This is a genomic window from Nocardioides sp. WS12 (genome assembly GCF_014108865.1).
Classification (GTDB): domain Bacteria; phylum Actinomycetota; class Actinomycetes; order Propionibacteriales; family Nocardioidaceae; genus Nocardioides.
This window is the reverse complement of sequence record NZ_CP053928.1, coordinates 297,122-313,039: the sequence shown is the minus strand read 5'-3', so window position 1 is coordinate 313,039 and position 15,918 is coordinate 297,122. Positions and strand designations below refer to the sequence as shown.

Below are 15,918 nucleotides of genomic sequence, written 5' to 3'. Positions count from 1 at the left end.
GGTGTGCGCTCCCTCTGGCTCAGCTGATTGCGGTCGGGTAGTCGATGGCGTCGACGTAGTGCCAGGCGATCGACCAGGAGTAGCCGCGGTCGTAGTCGCTCTTGACCCAGATCTCGCCGGCGTTCTGGCCGATGATGTGGTCGCACCTCTTCTCCCAGTCGCCGCCGGTGCCGTCGGTCCAGTTGCACACGACGTCCCAGCCGACGATCAGTTTCGTGGTGTCGCGGAAGTTGAAGGTGTGCTCCCGGTAGCCGATCTTCCAGTCTTCGGCGACGTGGTCGCCGCGGCTGGCGATGGTGACGCCGGGCAGGTTGCTGCCGTCGTAGCCGTAGCACCAGCGGACGGTGCCCTTGTCGGCGTCGATCCTGAGGTTGCGTTCGGGCTCGGTGCGGACCGCGGCCTGGACTTGGGAGAAGAAGGTCTGCCGGTTGAGGATCGCGGTGAACAGCCCCAGCAGTTCGGTGGTCTGCGCTGTCAGCTTCTCGATCTCTTCCGGGTTGTCGGGCAGCGCCGCCTGCTGGGCCTCGATCGTCTTCTCCAGCATCTTGTACCGCTGCTCGACCAGGGGTCGACCGAAGTCGGGCACCGTGTCCCAGCGTGCGCGGGTCAGCCAGAACCGGTCGTAGAGGTAGGCCAGCTTGGAGAAGATGAGCGGGCTGACCGGCACCTCGCCCGACAGCGCCGGGTCGATCACCCGGTAGTGCATGAGGTAGGCCTCGAGCGGTTGGAGGGACCGACTCTTGTCGAACCAGGGGAGCAGGATGTTGAGGATGTTGCCGGCGGTCCAGCCCTCCTCGGACGGCGGCGTCGGGATGCCGCTGTCGACGCCGTGGGCGGTGATCCGGATGCTGATCGTGGCGTTGCAGGATTTCGCCGCGCTCTCGAACTCGGTGCTGCCCTTGGCGGTGAAGACCTGGGGCACCTCGGCCGAGAACTTGAGACTGAACTGGCGTCGGTCCTCGGCGGTGCGGAAGTGGCACTGGTAGAGCACGTAGAGCACCGAAGCCGAGCGGTAGCCGGCGACGAAGTAGTCGCCGTACTTCTCACGGAAGTCGTGGCCGGGCTCGACGGCCAGCTTGTAGCCGTCGTGCGGAGCAAGAGAGTACTGGCTGCGGTTGATCGTCATCTGCGCGATCAGGGTGACCGACAGCTCGGAGACGGCGAGCGAGTCCAGGAACGACGTGCTCGCGCCGACCGTGACACCTTCCATGTTGTAGGAGCCCTCGACCGACCCGGCGACTAGGCTGGAAACGTCGCTCTCGGACTCGATGAGGGAGTAGACGTAGGTGGGGCTCATCTGCGGCTCGTTCTGCACCTCGAACGGCTCGACGGCCCGGGCCCGGAGCTGTCCGGTCACGGCGTCGACGCCGAGACCGAGGCGGTAGTCGCCGTGCCAGGGTTGGCCGATGACTGTGGTGTTGAGCAGGGTGGTGGCGGCGGGTTCGGCGGTCTGCTTCATGGCGGTGCCTTTCGGGGCGAGTGGCGGAGCTGGCTCGGACAGATTCCGCGGCCCGGATCACCGGTCGATCACCCTGCGCCTGCGCTGATCACGCGGCGATCACCGCAGGCGTTGCACCCGCTCCACGACGCTGTCCAGGCGCCCCCAGACCTGGGTCAGGTCGCGCCGCGCCTGGTTGAGGTCGGCGAGCAAGGCGGTCACTTCCTCGCACGCGAAATCGGTCGGCGCCGCCAGCCGCCGAAAGAGTTCCACGGTCTGCGGCATCGGGGCGACCTGGAGCACCCGCTGGAGGGTGATCCGGCAGCGCTCGAACTGGCTCTCCACCAGGTCTTGGCGCCCGCTGGCAGCGTAGGCACGCATCAGCGCGCGGTGGATGTCCTCGCGGACCGGCTCGACGTCGAGCGCGCGTTCGCCGAAGCGCGCAATGCCCTCGACGTCGGCCACCGTGCCGTAGTACCGGACCAGGTGGCTGAGGGCGATCAGGTAGAGGTTCTCGATCCGGGCCCGTTCGCCGAGCACCCACTCGTCTTCGACAGCCGGGGCGAGCTGCCCGCGATAGAGGTGAACGGCCTGTTCCAACCGTTCGACATCGGCGATCGTGATCGCGTGTGGCGGCACCCGCACCAAACCGCTGACCAGGTCACTGAACGCCCACACGTCGACGGTGATCCGTGCCGCACCATCGATGCCAATGGTCTGCGATCCGTGCGGGGTGACGATCAGGTCGTCGCCGTACGCCGCCCGTATCTCGTGGTTCAACCGCCAAGCCGCAGTGTTGAGCCGTCGCCGGGCCAGCGGCGGTGGGGAGTCGGGATAGAGGTGTGCGGCTGCGAGGGAGCGGATCCGGCCCGAACGTGGACCAAGGGCGAGGTATGCCGCGAGCCGGGCCGCGCTCGACGTCAGCGGGTGGGGGTTGTCGCCGAGGTCGATCGACGGGACGCCGAACAGACACAGGACAATCCCCGAGCCCGGCATCGCTGTCCCCATCCGTTGCGTTTCCACGGTGGTGCGCCCGCTCACGTTGGCAAGTTGCGGTTGACAGAGTCTGTCAGCGGCGTGCCGTTGCAGCGATGTTTTGCAACAAATCCGTTACCCCGTCGGCAGTCGCCCTGTCGGGAATCGCCGATCTGAACCAACCCGGTGCCGCGGCCGCATGGCTAGGCCGCCTGCGTGGCGGTTGGCGGCGCGCTCGCCCGCGAAAGGCCAACATTGGGAGAGTGCACTGCACTGCTCAGAGCCCCGTTTAGGTCGCCTGACAAGATCTCCACCCGATTCCGCGGCTCGTGGAGTGCGTCAGTCCGCCGCTACCGCCCGTGGGCGAATCGCGCCTTGAGTTCCGGGTCGCTGATGGCGTGGCGCGGTAGCTCGGGCGACGTGAGAGCGAGCCCGAGGACACCTTCGAGTGCGGCGACGTCGCGCAGGGTCAGTTGCGCATAGCCGCGGAGGAGCTTGCTGAGGCGGCCTGGCGCGATTCCGGATTGCTCCTCGAGCCATGACTTCGGGCGCTCGGCCTGCTCGAGCCGCGCAGTCAGTTCGACCACGAAGTGGTGCTGGAGTTCGGCGGCTCTCATGGTTGCGTACTCCGCGGGAGTCGTGGGTTCGCTCCAGGTCACGGTCGTCGGGCGGCCGAAGAGCGCGGGATGCTCCAGTAGGTCGCGGGGCATCGATGACGGCGGTTTCGGCACGGGTCAAAACATAGGCCGACTCCAGCCTGTGGATAACCGAAGGACGGTCCCGGAGTGACTTATCTTCCATGTATGGAAGATAAGTCTCGGGGAAGTGAAGTGGATCGCGCGAGCGCAGTGCTCGCGCGAATGGCCGCTACGGGGCATGTGCTCGGTTGCGGCGAAGGGTGGTTCCCGCTGATCAGCGAACTTGATCGGCAGCTCGCAAACCTGGATCCGGCCTACGGCTTGTTCCGCGTCGGCCGGGTGGACGGGGCATTGGTGTTCGACGCTAAGCCTTCGGTACCGGAATTGGCCGCTCAGTTCAGTGCACTCATTTATGTGACGGCGCGCCGAGCGAGTGCGGTGTGCGAGGTTTGTGGTGGCGACGGCGAGCTCCGAACGATCCACGGGCTGGCCGAAGTGCTGTGCGCTGCGCATCAAGCGGCGGCTGAACGGGCTGAGTCTCGGCGTCTGGTCGGTCGCAAGCCCATGGGAATGGTTTCTGATCAGGTACCATAGGGTTGCGAAGGGAGACGCCATGGACGCGGATACGCAGGATGTCGCGAGGCAGCTGCGCGCAGCCCTGCGTTGCAGCGGGCTCAGCCTGCGCGGTTTCGCGGCAGCGTTGGGGACCTCACACTCGCGTCTCTCGTCCTACCTCAACGGCACGGCCAACCCGTCGGCCGCATTCTTCCTCCGAGCGCTGCGCCAGGGCGCCGCTTTGGGCGAGGCCAACACTCGGGGATGGATGACACCGCAGAGCACCCGGCAAGCCTTGAAGGACGCGATCGCGCAGGGCGACGACCGCTGGGCCTTCAAGATCGCCACCCAGGCCCGTGACCAGATTCGCGCAATGCTCGCCGCCGCGGATGAGCCTGCCGCCGCGTGGGAGACCCGACCGGCCAGCACGGGCGACGAGAAGTGGGACGCCCTGCTCGCGGCCCTCGTCGCGCACGAGTTCGCAGCGTCCGGTCGGACGCCGCCGGCATGGACCGAGTTCCGTGCGGCGCGCGAGTGGGTCATTCCGAACCTGTTGCTTGAAGAGGCCGACATCCGCGAAGCGACGCCCGACTGGCTGGCTGAACGCGGGATCTACGTCGCCCAACGCGACCTGATCACGGCATGAGTGCCCCGATCGAGCTCGACCGCGACCGTCTCCGAGCGCTGCTCGCCGAACTCGACAGCCGGCTGGCCGTACGCGGCATCTCAGCCGGCCTGTACGTCGTGGGAGGTGCCGCGATCGCCCTCACCATCACGGAGCGGCGACTGACCGTCGACGTCGACGCGCTGGCCACCGACCAGTCGGTGTACGACGAAGCGGTAATCATCGCCAGGGCCCACGGGCTGCCCCCGACTTGGCTCAATCCGAGCGCAGCGCCGTGGATCCCACCGCGCCCACCCACGCCCCTGCCCACGGCGCCAGGACTCCATGTCGAGTACGCGCCGCTCGAGCACATCCTAGCGATGAAGATGGTCGCGATGAGAGAGCGCGACTACCCGGACATCGCTGAGTTGGCCCGGTCGCTCGGACTGGCCGAGGCGGACGGCGCCGCCTTCGAGCGGTTGATGCGCGACGCCTACGGCGAAGACGACATCCTTGAGATGGCGCTCGGCGTGCGTCGCGACGAAGACCTCAACGCCGAGGTCCGCCGCCTTGCGCAGGCCACCCGCAGGATCGTCCAGCATTTCCTTCAGTAGTCAACAATGCGTGCGGCTGCTCAATGCCTGGTGCACGCATTCCAAAGGCCGCGACCACCTCAGGGCCAAAACCGTGTGCGGCTACAACCGCCGGATGGCCGCCCGGGCGGCTGCCGCTACCGCGAAGTCGGTTCCTTTGACCTCACCCCACCGAGCCCGTGCCGCGCCGGCCATCTGCTCGAGCACGTTGAGAGTTGGACTCGTCGCCGGTGGCGGGGAGAACCGGTCCCGGCCGCTACTCCAACCCAACGCGTGAAGCAGGTCCGCCGTCTCGTCTCGCCACTGCTCGACAGGTGTGCCGCTACAAGCCACGGCGAGGACCATCCATCCGGCGTGGCGGTCGAAGTCCTTGGTGCCGATCGGCAGACGAGCGACGATGTGCGCGAGCAACGCTTGGGGATCATTGCCGCATCGTTGGGCGGCCGCGGTCGGGGCGAGTCGTCCCTTGCGCACGCTGACCAGGCCGAGGGCACGCGCGGTGCCGCGGATCTGGGCGATGGGATGGGTCAGGTCCTCGCGGTTCGCCTTGCCGATCCACCACTGCGCGATCCCGGTCCGGGTCGCGAGCTCCTCGACCACGGTGGGGCGAAGGTAGCCGGCGGAGGTGAGGGCGACTCCTTCGCCGATGACGTCGAGGAATGTTCGGTAGGTCGCCGTCAGGCGTGCCGCCTCGCCATCGCTGATCTCGGTCGGTCCGTGGGAAGTCGGAAGGCCGAGTACCTCTCGCAGCGATCGGATGCCGCGCCGATCCAGTTGCTCGGCCAGGTCGGCCAACTCGTCGGTGACAGCGAGGGGTTCGGCGGCGCAGGCAGCCAATGCCGCGTTGGTCTCGTCGAGGTCGAAGTGGTCCGGATGCCAGTCGAGAGGAAGCCATTCCCGCGCGTACTCGGCGTCCTCGAATACTTGCGGGAGGAGGGCGTCGTCGTACCCGCTGCGCACCCACGTGGCGAGGTCGTCATAGCCACCGAGTCCACCGCAGTCCTCGGGTGGGCAGGCCATCCGCCCAGCCGTGCAGCGCAGGGTTGCGGGCGGGTCATCGAGGACCGCCTCGACGACGAGGCTGTGGTCCCAACCGTCGCTGAAGTCGTACTCGTACCAGAGCTGGTCGCCCTCCTGGACAAGAACTTGGTCGAGACGCACGTCGTGCTCAGGCATGCCGTCGTCCCCCTCGTCGAGGTCGAACTCGGTCGCAAAGTACGCCGCCCTGTGGTCATTTCCCATGCGGAACCGGTGCAGATGGGAGTCGTACCAGCCCATCGCCGTCTGGATGGCATCGTGCAATCGAGGCAGGGTGAGGTCGCCTGGAACCTCAATCCGTCGCCAGATCGGCGGCTTGGCGCCGTCGAGGTCCAGTCGGATGCGAAAGCCGCGAACGTTGCTGGGCACCGGAGCCAGTGTCGGCGTCGGCTGCTCGTCGAGCTTCTTGAAGATGCTGGTGACCTGCCCCTTCATCAAGGCGTCGAGCAGCGCCTTGGACTGTTCCGGACTGGCGCCGGCCATCAGTTGATTGACGAGCCTCTCGGCGTCCGTCGGGCTGGGGCGATCGTTCACGGCAATCAGTCAATCACCGCAGCCCGAGCTCCGAGCGCGACCCGCGGCCGCTCCGATGCAGTCCTGGGGAGGCTTGGCGGGCGTCTTCTTCTCAGTCGCCTGTATTCAGGAAGCGCCGGAGTTCGGCGACGGTCGTGTAGAGCCGGCCGTTGCCGTTGAAGCGCCACCACCTCGGACCGCGGCGAAGCCGGCGCCATTCGCGGACGGTGCGCTGCGGGGTCCGGATGAAGGCGCAGAACTCCTCGAACATGAGGATGTGGTTGTCGTCCCATTCGTCGGGGACGCCCAGCGGCGTGATGCTCATTGATGACTCCCTCGGTTGGTGCGGACTGGCGTCGGCTGCTCTAGTCACCTATGTGCGAATTGCGGTTCGCAGCGATCACGGTCGTGCAAGTTGGTCATCGACCGACACCGCCTGCGCGTTGCGGAGCACCGTCTGCCGGTCGCACCTGCGATCGCTCATGTCCGAGGCCTCGCGACTCCGGGATCCAGGACTCGTCGGGCAGACGTGTGCCGTATCGCTCGATGTCTTCGTCCACGCGGGTCGCGGCGTGTCCTGGGCCGAGGTCGGCGCGGTCGCGGTTGAACACGGCGACCCATTGGTCCCGGGCGTCCTCGACGGTGTCGGCGACCAGGTGGGCGATGTTGTGGTGGCGTCCGCGGGTCATGGCGACGTACGCGGCTGCGGCGCCGGTCGCTTCGCCGATGACGAGGTGGGCGGAGTCGACGGTCTCGCCCTGGGCTCCATAGACGGTCGAGGCGAAGGCGAGCTCGACGTGTTCGCCGACGTAGTCGGCGGGGAGTTCTCGTTGTCCTGAGCGACCGGTGACGAGGAGGCTGCCGTTGTCTCCGATGCCGGCGACGGTCCACACGTCGCGGTTGGCGACGCCGAGGTCGCGGTCGTTGCGCCGGGTCGCGACACGGTCCCTGAGTCCGATCCGCTCACCACGGCGGGTGACGGGCTCACCATTCCGCTCACCAGTCGGCTCACCAGTGCGGTGGCGGTGGTCGCGGATGGCGGCGTTGAGGGCGCCGACCTGTTCGCGGGTATCGGCGATGACCAGGTCGTCACCTGCAGCACCAATGGTCGCCACGGCGGCGGTGCGTTCGACGTCGGTGGCGTGGATGGTGATGAGTCCGCGCTCGAGGAGGGCGTCGAAGACGTCACCAGATCGCTCACCAGAGCGCATGAGCAGGCTGAGGTTGGCGTACTCGGGGTCGACGAACCGGTGCACCGACTCGAGCTCGAGATGTGCGGCTGGTGGTGCCCATCGTGCTGCAAGGTCGAGGACGCCGCCGCGGCCGACGGCTGGCAGTTGGTGGCGGTCCCCGAGGAGCGCAACGGTCGCGCCTGCGCGGTCGGCGATCGCGAACAGTGCGCGGGCGGTGTCCTGGTCGAGCATCCCGGCCTCATCCACGAGCAGGACGTCACCGGGCAAGAGCCGTGCGCGTGGGTCAATGGGTTCGCGAGCGACGTTGACGCGCGACCAGTGGCAGTCCTGATCCCAGCGAAAGCCGTGTTGGTGGATGAGCCAGGCTGCGGAGAACGCGTCGGTGCCGACCTGTTTTCGCGCGGCCTGTGCTGCTTTGAGGGTGGGGGTGACGACGACGAGGCGACGTTCCTGGAACCTGAGCGCCCGTTGCGCGGCGGCGAGGGTGGTGGTCTTGCCGGTGCCGGCGGCGCCTTCGATGACCAGTACGCCGGCGTGGCCGGCGAGCGCGCCCACGACCTCGCGTTGCGCGGAGTCCAGGTCGCCACCGCGAATAGCGACGGGCTCGACCGGTTCCAGCGCGCGCGTTGCGATGGCGTCGATTAACTTCGCCTCGACGTCGAGCACACGGTCGGAGGTGAGGTTCCTGATGTGCTCCGGGACATCGCCGCGTTCACGCAACGGACGACACGCGGCGACCGCACGTGCGGTGAGGTCCTCGGCCAACTCCGTACGCACCGCTCGGTCCGCGACGATGCCGACCGCAGGGATGAGCTTCTCGACTTCGCCACGGATGTCGGCCGCGTTCCAGGCCGAACGTTTCGCACCGAGCCGGGTGAGGACCAGATCGACGACCGCGTCGCGACGCAACCGACCGATAGCCGTCACGCGAACCTCGACTGGTTCGGTCGGTGGACGGAAGCCGAGGTCGTGCAGCTCGGAGTTCCACCGGGCGACGAGGTCGGCGCCGTCGGCGGGGACGACTTTGTCGGGGCGTGCTTCAGCCCAGGCGCGGCGGTCCCACGTCTGTCGCAGCTTCGGACCCGGTTCCTCGTCGGGGTGCTCAGTGCGCCATTCGGCTTCGTAGCGGTCGACGTTGCGGTTGATCTGTGAGGTGCGTTGGCTGAACCGACCCGCGTACGGCGCGAGCTGCTGAATCTCGCCGGAGTCGTCCAGTGTGTAGCCATGCTCGGCGAGTGCAGTGCGGAACTCGGGGTCGCACATGACGGCGGCGTGACCGATGCCGTTGAGTGCCTCGATCGAGTCGACAACACCGACCGAATGCAGGCCACGCCATGCGCCCGCTGCGTATACGCGTGCGTTGATCTGGACGTGCAGGTGACGGTGCGGGTCACCGGCACGCGAGGTGTAGTGCCGCACGACCGCGGCCTCAATCTTTTCGACGGGCACCTGGACCTGCCGACCGCGCGGACCGATGCGCGTGGTCGCGTGCGCTGCAACCCACCCGATGACCTCACCGGCCGCACGAGTCTGTGCGGCTTCGTACGCAGCAGCCAGGTCGGGATGGAGTGCAGCCGCGAGCGACCAGGTCTTCGGCCCGTTGACGACGACCTCGACGAAGCGAAGTGCCCGGTCGTCATCACGCAACCGACCCTTCGCGTGGCCGGTGCTGACGTCGTACCCGGCAACCCAGCGTTCGTATGTCGGGCCGTCGAGGTCTGGTCGCCGGACGATTGCAGTTTCGTCGTCGCTCACGTGGATGGCGTAGTGCTCGGCGATGCCGCTGCCTTCGGCGAGGTAGTATTCGTCGGCGCGTGAGTGGTCGGCCTCGACGTAGGAGCGTGCAGCGGCTGCTGAGCCGCGGTAGAACTTCACGCCACCGTGCATGATGTGCTCGTCACCGCCCGTCACGTTCCGTCAAAGTCCCCTGAAGTGACAGCGGCCCGCCCCCTGGGGGGACGGACCATCTACGAACCTTCGTAGCATGCGTGCCGCTCGGTTTCGAGGCTGCGAGCAGCCTTACGGGGGGCGGGCTTTCGGGCTCGTCAGAGTCCGTCAACGCCCGTCATCGGGGCCTCGCAGTTGGCGACGGCGGTGGGAGTTCGGTGGTGAGGGCGTAGTTGCCGTAGGAGTCGCGACTGCATCTGATGCAGTGCCGGCCGACAAGGTCAGCAGCACCGCGTGGAAATCGCGAACACTTTCCGAACTGCTCAGAGATGCTGGGGAAGGTTCCGACGCGTTGACAGACCAACTGCCCTGAACACCAGAGTCAAGCGAGTCGACTCGGCTAGTCGTCGAGGAGGTTCACCAACGTCTCTGCTTCGTACACGAGAATGTCGTTCTCGTCTTGCGCGGCCATTGCAAGCGGCAACTCGGCCGGTACCGTAACGGTGCTCTCGGGGAGGTTGACACTTACGAGGGACTGATACTGGTCGGCGACGAGTCGCGCGAGATCTCTGGAGAAGCCGTTTCGGAGAAGGCAGATGATGAATGGGTCGTCGGTGCCGTACTTCAGTTGGTTATAGAGCCTTGGCTCCAAGAACCCTAGGGAGTGCAGGATCTCGAAGTACTTGCTGAGACGAAAGTCGACGAAGTCCTGTTCTTCCTTGATCTTCACCACTGCGAGATTGATCATTCCAGCACGGGTCTTCGAGGCCATGCGTATGTACATCTTCCGCCACCCGTACTCGCCGTAGACCTCCTCGCCCCAGCGAGGGCCCACGTAGACCATCTGGTCCCTCAGTTGCGTCCAGTACCGGACGAACCGTGAGATGAGTTGTTTGAATGGCTCGCCGTTCATGCGCCACTCGATGAACATGGCGTAGAACGTTCGCGCCTCTGGGTAGTCCCGAATTCGGGCCAGTTCGTTGTCGTCGTCCAGATCGACGTGCTCAAGGAAGATCTTTGCCAGGGCGTCCAGGACGTCCTCAGGTGTCTCAAGCAGTTGCTCGCGCTCACGCAGCGCGTCGATCTGATCTTGAATCGCCTGCTCAGACTCGAAGATGTCGAAGTCGTAAACCCCGTTGAGGAAGCACAGGCGTCCGACCTCGGTGGAAGCAGTTCGCAGGCCCGAAAGTTGCGAGGTGCCGGGCTCGATGTTCTCCAGGTACTCGAGCGCTGCTTGGCGGCCGACGTTGTCAGCTGATCCCTCAAGCAACGGATTCCTCACCTCGTCCTCGGCTGCCCTTGCCAGATTCGCCCTGCTCGTGAGGAAGGAGTCGACGTTCCAATTTGTGGGCGCATAACTTCCCGGAATCAGGTGGATGCGCGGCTGCAAGAGATCCAGGTCGCGCCGATCGGGATCGAACACCTCCCCGAATCGTGCGACCCGTCCGATCAGGTTGCGGAACCCGGAGCGGCTCAGGTGTCGACGACCGCGGCTCGGCGTGAGGAGAATCAGGCAGTCCGCCGGTGTGTTGACACCTTCGAGCAGCGTTGACGTGGTGACCAAGATCCTCTTCGAGATCGCGGGGTCGGTGCTGAACAGGCGCTCGATGTACTGCCGGAGCAGGTCGGGAACCTGCCCGTGGTGGAACAAGACGCCCTTCTCTATGCCGCCGATGAGGCTGTAGCTGGGGTCGATCAGGTCGCCGATCGCACGGATCGCGCGCCGCGCTTCTGCGGAGAGATCTGCCGGCGAGAGGCGAGAGGAAAGCCTGGCGACAAGGTCCTGAGCATCCTTGGGACGGTTCACGTAGACGAGCGTTCGATGGCCCGCCCGCCATTCGAGTGCTTCAAGCTCATCGGTTGGCACTCGCTCCTCGAGAGCGATCCTCTCGTCGAGAAACTGGTCGTACAGGTACGACGACTCACCCGGTCGATCGACGATGAACTTCTCGGCTTTCACATGCTCGTTGACCGATCGCGCTTGCGTTCTTTGGTCGGCTCCGTTGACGTGGCGAAGATTGGTCGGTTCGGACATGAAAGGCGTGTAGTACGTGACACCCAGCGTAGGGTTGCGGTGACGCGCTGTCAGCACCACCTGCGACAGTTCGACGGCACGCTGATCACTGGACAACAGGCCGTGCGCTTCGTCCACCAACAACTGGTCGACGCGCAGTTCGGGATTCTCGTTCAGCAGGCGATGGAACCGCTCCTGCGTCATCACGGCGATGAAGCGATCTTCGTCGTTGTAGGCATCGGGATGCGTTAAGACTCGAATTCGGGCACGGCGGACCCTTGGATCCTCGATCAACAGGCGCTGCGTTTGCGATATCAGTGCCCGCGTCGGAACGAGCACGCACGTCGCCTGGTCCAAGGCTTGTGCCACCTTGTCGACGAGCATCTCGGACTTTCCATAGGAGGTAGGCGCCACGATGACGGCCTCGCGATAATTCGTGTTGAACGCCCGAAGATCCATCTGCCCACGAGTCCGGAGCCGCTGTTGCCCGCTTGGCTCTACAGTCACGAAGTTGGTGCTGTGGGCGTTGAACAGAACAGCCGCTAGTGATTCGGTCTCGGCCAGGTCCGGGTCGATCCGTTCGGTGGCGGCGACGACTGGCATGAGCTCTCGCGTTGTGGCTACGGCGTGCAGGGGTTCGTAGTCGCCAGTCGTCTCCCCGTACTGGAGAACGATGCGGTAGCCGAGACGCGACACAACGTCGTCACTGGATCGCAGGAACAAGACGGCGAAACGGAGAATATCGACGAACTCTTCGTTAGCGAGCTCCTCGCCTCGCATGAGGCGGCTGTAGAGCGGGAGGAACCGCGATTGCTGGAGGTTGGAAGTAAGCCGCAGTTGGCGCAGAGTGAGATCAACTGGCCGCGGCATTGGCTGACATCCCCTCAAGGATCGCGACGATCGTCTCGACCTCATGTTGTTGGACAACCAGCACGCACAGCTCGGCGAACAATTGCTTGTTCTTCAGGTCGTTCACCGCAGCGATGACCCCAGCGTCGCTGATGACACAGTGCTCGAGGTCATGCATCACCGCAGCGGCGAGCACGACGTTCTTCTTGAAATCGTTTCCCGAACTCACGGCCTTGGCGTCGCTTCGTAGCAGTTCCTTGGCGGACCTGGCCTGTGGAGATTCGAGAGTGAGAACTGCGTCGATGAGGGCCGAGTCCCAACGGGAAACTTGGGCACCGGTTCCGAGCTTGTCGGTGATGTCGGCCGATGCAGCCTTAAGCAGCGACGCGGACTTCTCATCGGCTGATTGGTCCGGACCTACTTCGCCGGACTTGACCTCGCCGTACCAGATCTGCCGAGCTCTGGTGGAGTGGAAGGTGAGGTCGAATCCCTTCTTGATGCTGCGCTCCTCCTTGTTGAAGTAGACGGCCGCGCTCTCGAGCTGTGCGTGTGCCTGCGGCATCATCAGGTGCACGATGAGTTCGCCCGCCATGCCCACCTGCGTGGTGAGGTGCTTGGCTTTGTAACGAGTGAGGAACTCACTGATCGTTCGCTCAAGCGAGTAGTAGTCGCGATCCTCCTGGGACTGCTGCCCGCCGTAGCAGTACGCCGCCAGTCTTTCCCTCAGATGCGATTCGAACTCGTCCGAAATGGCTTCGACCACCACCACCCTGGTGGTGGTGTCACCGGACTCGACTATTCCGTCCACTGCTAGGCGTTTCCGTCGTCGGTCTCAGAGGTCAACCACAGCGATACCTGGATGAACCGGATCTCAACGATGCGGAACGAACGACGTGTAGCAGGTCCTGGAGCGGCCGTTCTTGGTGACGGTGACGTTCACGCGCACGCGGTATCCGGCGGATGCACCGGAGATGTAGTACTTGATGCTGGCTCGGCCGGCTGAGTTCGCGGTGCCGCGCTTGACGTTGTTGGTCGTCTTGTAGTGCGCGACGGTGCGGACCTTGGCGTAGGCGTTTGTGCGCACTCGCACGTAGACGTTCGTGTACTGCTTGGGAGTCGAGTCCGACATGCTCGCTCGGCACGTGAGCGCTGCGGCGTCGGCAGGCGCTGCGGTCACAAGCAGCGGGACGAGGAGAGCAGCCGCTGCGAGCGCCGCAAGGCGGAGGCGGATCAAGGTAAGCATCGGAAGGTCCGTTCAGTTGGAGCGATGGCCTGGGTGAATCTGTTGCGGTTGAACGGCGACGACGCGGGTCCCCTCCCGGGGCCACTTTGATCGGCGTCTGCCGAGGCGGCACGGACCCGAATTCGTCGCTGACAGGTCAGCACCGGGTGCGGCCCCGCCGCATCTCGTCGACGACAGGATGCGGAAATGACCGCGCGGGTCGGCACTGCTCCCTTGCCCTGAGTCATGGAGATCCCTCGTTTTGTGGGTCCCGGTCACGCGCCGTAGGTCCCTACGCGACCGGGTTCACCGAACTATAGACATGTTTTGGAATGCCGCGATGGCACTTCAAGACAGACATGGGTCGGAACGACGCCCGGCCGGCCGCGATCCTGGCTCGACGCTGGAGGGCTAACGCATGCGTCGTCGGCTCTCCATTTGCCGTTCCGTGAAAGCGCGCCCAGTCACCTCATTGGCAACTTTAGTTAACAGAATCGCGATTCCCGGGACGCGGACCGTCACGGACCTTCCTAAATGTGTCTACACATCTGTCTGGATGTGCCACACGTTGAAAGGTCCGTGCCATGTTCACGAAGAAGAAGGTCTCCATCCGTCTGGTCGCCGTTGCGCTGGTTGCCGTCACGAGCCTGGGGGCGTCGCTGGGTGGGAGCGCTCCTGCTGTCGGCGGTGTTTCGGCCGACGGCCACACCTGCTGCTGATCGAGTCAGCCCGAAAGCAGGTGTCGCTGCTCTGCGGGGCCGGCCGGGAGCCGGCCCCGCAGGGAACGGCCATCGAGGAGTACCCGGGGAGGGCGCTGGAGATACCCGGCGCGCGAGGTGAATTGGCGCACTGGTGGGACGAGACCCTGAACCCGCTGCTGACCTACGCCGGACCCATGGTTCGGCGTGGAGCCTCCAGCGAGCTATCTCCGGGCCGTAGAGGTGGTATTTCTCGTTGCTGCTGACCTATCGCCCGCCTGTCGGCGGGGCGTGGTGACGCGGGTGGCCCGGTCACGTGCGGTGGAGTGGTCAGGCGTGGGTGGAGATGGTGGTCGGCGTCGAAACGCGGAAGCCGGTGGACGCGCCCGCGCTTCGGAATGCCTGGATGGCGCCTTCGTTGTCGCCGGCCTGGGTCAGCAGCTCGGCTAGTTCGAACCACAGCTGTGCAGCGCCGCGGTCGACACCGACTCCGCTGAGCACGAGGATGGCTGCGCGGTAGTGCTGGCGGGCCTCCTCCGGGTCGCCCTCGGCGAACGCCACCCGCCCGTGCAGGGAGTGCCACTGTGCCTCCACCAATGGCGCAGAGTCCGGTTTGGTCTCGGCCACCCGCGCAAGGCTCGCCCTGGCCTCGTTGAAGTCTCCGAGCAGGTAGTTGGCGCGTGCACGCTGCACGTGCATGAACGAGATGTCCCAAGCCCCGCTGCCGGACCAGGTCATCTCTTGCTCCATGTTGTTCAGGATCTCGAGTGCCGTTGTGGGGTCGGGCGGGTCGAGCTGTAGGTGCAGGTTTGCCAGCTGTGAGCGCAGGTTGGCCAGGTTGCGGTTGTCGTCGCTGAGCTCGAACATCGCCAGAGCCTTGCGCGCGAGCTCGATAGCCGAGGGCACTGCTCCTCGTCGGGCCTCGACGACGCTGGCGTTCCAATATGCCGACGCCTTGCCCAAGACCGATCCGTGCTTCTCTGCCGCGGCCAGCGCTCGCATGCAGGTCCGCATCGCCTGGTCGGTGTCGCCTTGCCACAGCTGGGCCGCCGCGACCGTCACCGTGAGCTGGATGGCCTCGGTAAGACCTTCGAGGCCCAGGTCCTCGATGGTCTTGGCGGCCTTGTCGCCGACCGCGATCGCGCGGGGAAAGTCGCCGGAGTCGCGGTAGCAGCGGGTCAACGCGATGAGCATCTTGAGCCAGGTCACGTCCGGCGTGGGCTCGGACGTCAGGTCCTCCAGGAGAACGATGGCCCCGTCGAGGTCACCAGTGTTCTCCAGCGCCCCCGCCTTCACCCGCTGAGCGGCACGCAACAGCTGTGGCACGCTCTCGACTGCAGGATCACTCACCAGGTTGCTGGCCGCCTTGAGGGCGCCTTCCGCGTCGCCCGATGCCAACGCCAGCTCTGCGTAGTCAACCGCAAGCTGCAGTTCCATGCGCTGATCGCGGGTGACATCGAGGAGCAGATCGTCGAGAGTCACTCCCATCCGCGTCGCCATGCGCTCCAGCAGGCCCGCTTCGGGTCGGCGTTGGCCGTCCTCGATCCTCGACAGGTATGCGGCAGTGATGTCCTCAGCTGCCACTTGCGCCTGGGTCATGCCTGCCGCGACGCGGGCGGTTCGGATGCGACGCCCGAGCACAACGGGGTCGATCGTGCGGCTCAGTTCGGCGAGATGGAGGTCCACGTGTCCCATTGTGCC

General features: G+C 65.6%; 14 protein-coding genes. 4 read left to right on the top strand and 10 right to left on the bottom strand.

All coding sequences use genetic code 11. The features are described from left to right. Positions 1–19: 19 nt before the first annotated feature. From HRC28_RS01375 to HRC28_RS01365, 3 genes are all read right to left on the bottom strand, one after another. Positions 20–1,459: a hypothetical protein gene (locus HRC28_RS01375; RefSeq protein ID WP_182378309.1), complete on the bottom strand. Its 1,440-nt coding sequence runs from the start codon at positions 1,457–1,459 to the stop codon at positions 20–22. Positions 1,460–1,558: 99 nt separating this feature from the next. After that, entirely contained in the window at positions 1,559–2,479 is a 921-nt protein-coding gene (locus HRC28_RS01370; RefSeq protein ID WP_182378308.1) for a bacterial transcriptional activator domain-containing protein, read from the bottom strand. A gap of 284 nt (positions 2,480–2,763) precedes the next feature. Then, positions 2,764–3,144, bottom strand: coding sequence for a hypothetical protein (locus HRC28_RS01365; RefSeq protein WP_182378307.1), 381 nt, complete (start codon positions 3,142–3,144; stop codon positions 2,764–2,766). Positions 3,145–3,216: 72 nt separating this feature from the next. On the opposite strand from HRC28_RS01365, the gene HRC28_RS01360 reads away from it, so the two are divergent. Genes HRC28_RS01360 through HRC28_RS01350 form a run of 3 tightly spaced genes read left to right on the top strand, consistent with a single transcriptional unit; the run spans position 3,217 to position 4,824 of the window. Next, the gene (locus tag HRC28_RS01360; RefSeq protein WP_182378306.1) at positions 3,217–3,645 is read left to right on the top strand and encodes a hypothetical protein; all 429 of its coding nucleotides are present in this window, start codon (positions 3,217–3,219) and stop codon (positions 3,643–3,645) included. 19 nt (positions 3,646–3,664) lie between these two features. Then, positions 3,665–4,252 carry a helix-turn-helix transcriptional regulator gene (locus HRC28_RS01355; RefSeq protein WP_182378305.1) on the top strand — a complete coding sequence of 196 codons (588 nt, stop codon included), beginning with the start codon at positions 3,665–3,667 and terminating at the stop codon, positions 4,250–4,252. Beyond that, entirely contained in the window at positions 4,249–4,824 is a 576-nt protein-coding gene (locus HRC28_RS01350) for a hypothetical protein (RefSeq protein WP_182378304.1), read from the top strand. Before HRC28_RS01355 ends, HRC28_RS01350 begins: the two co-directional genes overlap by 4 nt. Before the next feature lie 81 nt (positions 4,825–4,905). On the opposite strand, the gene HRC28_RS01345 is transcribed toward HRC28_RS01350, so the two are convergent. The 6 genes from HRC28_RS01345 to HRC28_RS01320 form a co-directional block, all read right to left on the bottom strand. Further along, entirely contained in the window at positions 4,906–6,375 is a 1,470-nt protein-coding gene (locus HRC28_RS01345) for a plasmid pRiA4b ORF-3 family protein (RefSeq protein WP_237111652.1), read from the bottom strand. 91 nt (positions 6,376–6,466) lie between these two features. Beyond that, entirely contained in the window at positions 6,467–6,679 is a 213-nt protein-coding gene (locus tag HRC28_RS01340) for a DNA-binding protein (RefSeq protein ID WP_182378303.1), read from the bottom strand. Between the two features lie 94 nt (positions 6,680–6,773). After that, on the bottom strand, positions 6,774–9,458 hold the full coding sequence (gene mobF / locus HRC28_RS01335) for a MobF family relaxase (RefSeq protein WP_237111651.1): 2,685 nt from the start codon (positions 9,456–9,458) through the stop codon (positions 6,774–6,776). Positions 9,459–9,834: 376 nt separating this feature from the next. Beyond that, complete coding sequence (locus HRC28_RS01330) at positions 9,835–12,228, bottom strand: DEAD/DEAH box helicase (protein ID WP_182378302.1); 2,394 nt, start codon at positions 12,226–12,228, stop codon at positions 9,835–9,837. A 73-nt stretch (positions 12,229–12,301) separates the two neighbouring features. Next, positions 12,302–13,105, bottom strand: a complete 804-nt coding sequence (locus HRC28_RS01325) for a hypothetical protein (RefSeq protein ID WP_182378301.1) — start codon at positions 13,103–13,105, stop codon at positions 12,302–12,304. A gap of 63 nt (positions 13,106–13,168) precedes the next feature. Beyond that, on the bottom strand, positions 13,169–13,540 hold the full coding sequence (locus HRC28_RS01320) for a hypothetical protein (RefSeq protein ID WP_182378300.1): 372 nt from the start codon (positions 13,538–13,540) through the stop codon (positions 13,169–13,171). Between the two features lie 563 nt (positions 13,541–14,103). On the opposite strand from HRC28_RS01320, the gene HRC28_RS25535 reads away from it, so the two are divergent. Further along, positions 14,104–14,238, top strand: coding sequence for a hypothetical protein (locus HRC28_RS25535; RefSeq protein WP_272902656.1), 135 nt, complete (start codon positions 14,104–14,106; stop codon positions 14,236–14,238). A gap of 309 nt (positions 14,239–14,547) precedes the next feature. Here the strand turns inward: HRC28_RS25535 and HRC28_RS01315 are convergent, their stop codons facing one another. Continuing rightward, the gene (locus HRC28_RS01315; RefSeq protein WP_182378299.1) at positions 14,548–15,903 is read right to left on the bottom strand and encodes a helix-turn-helix domain-containing protein; all 1,356 of its coding nucleotides are present in this window, start codon (positions 15,901–15,903) and stop codon (positions 14,548–14,550) included. Positions 15,904–15,918 lie beyond the last annotated feature (15 nt).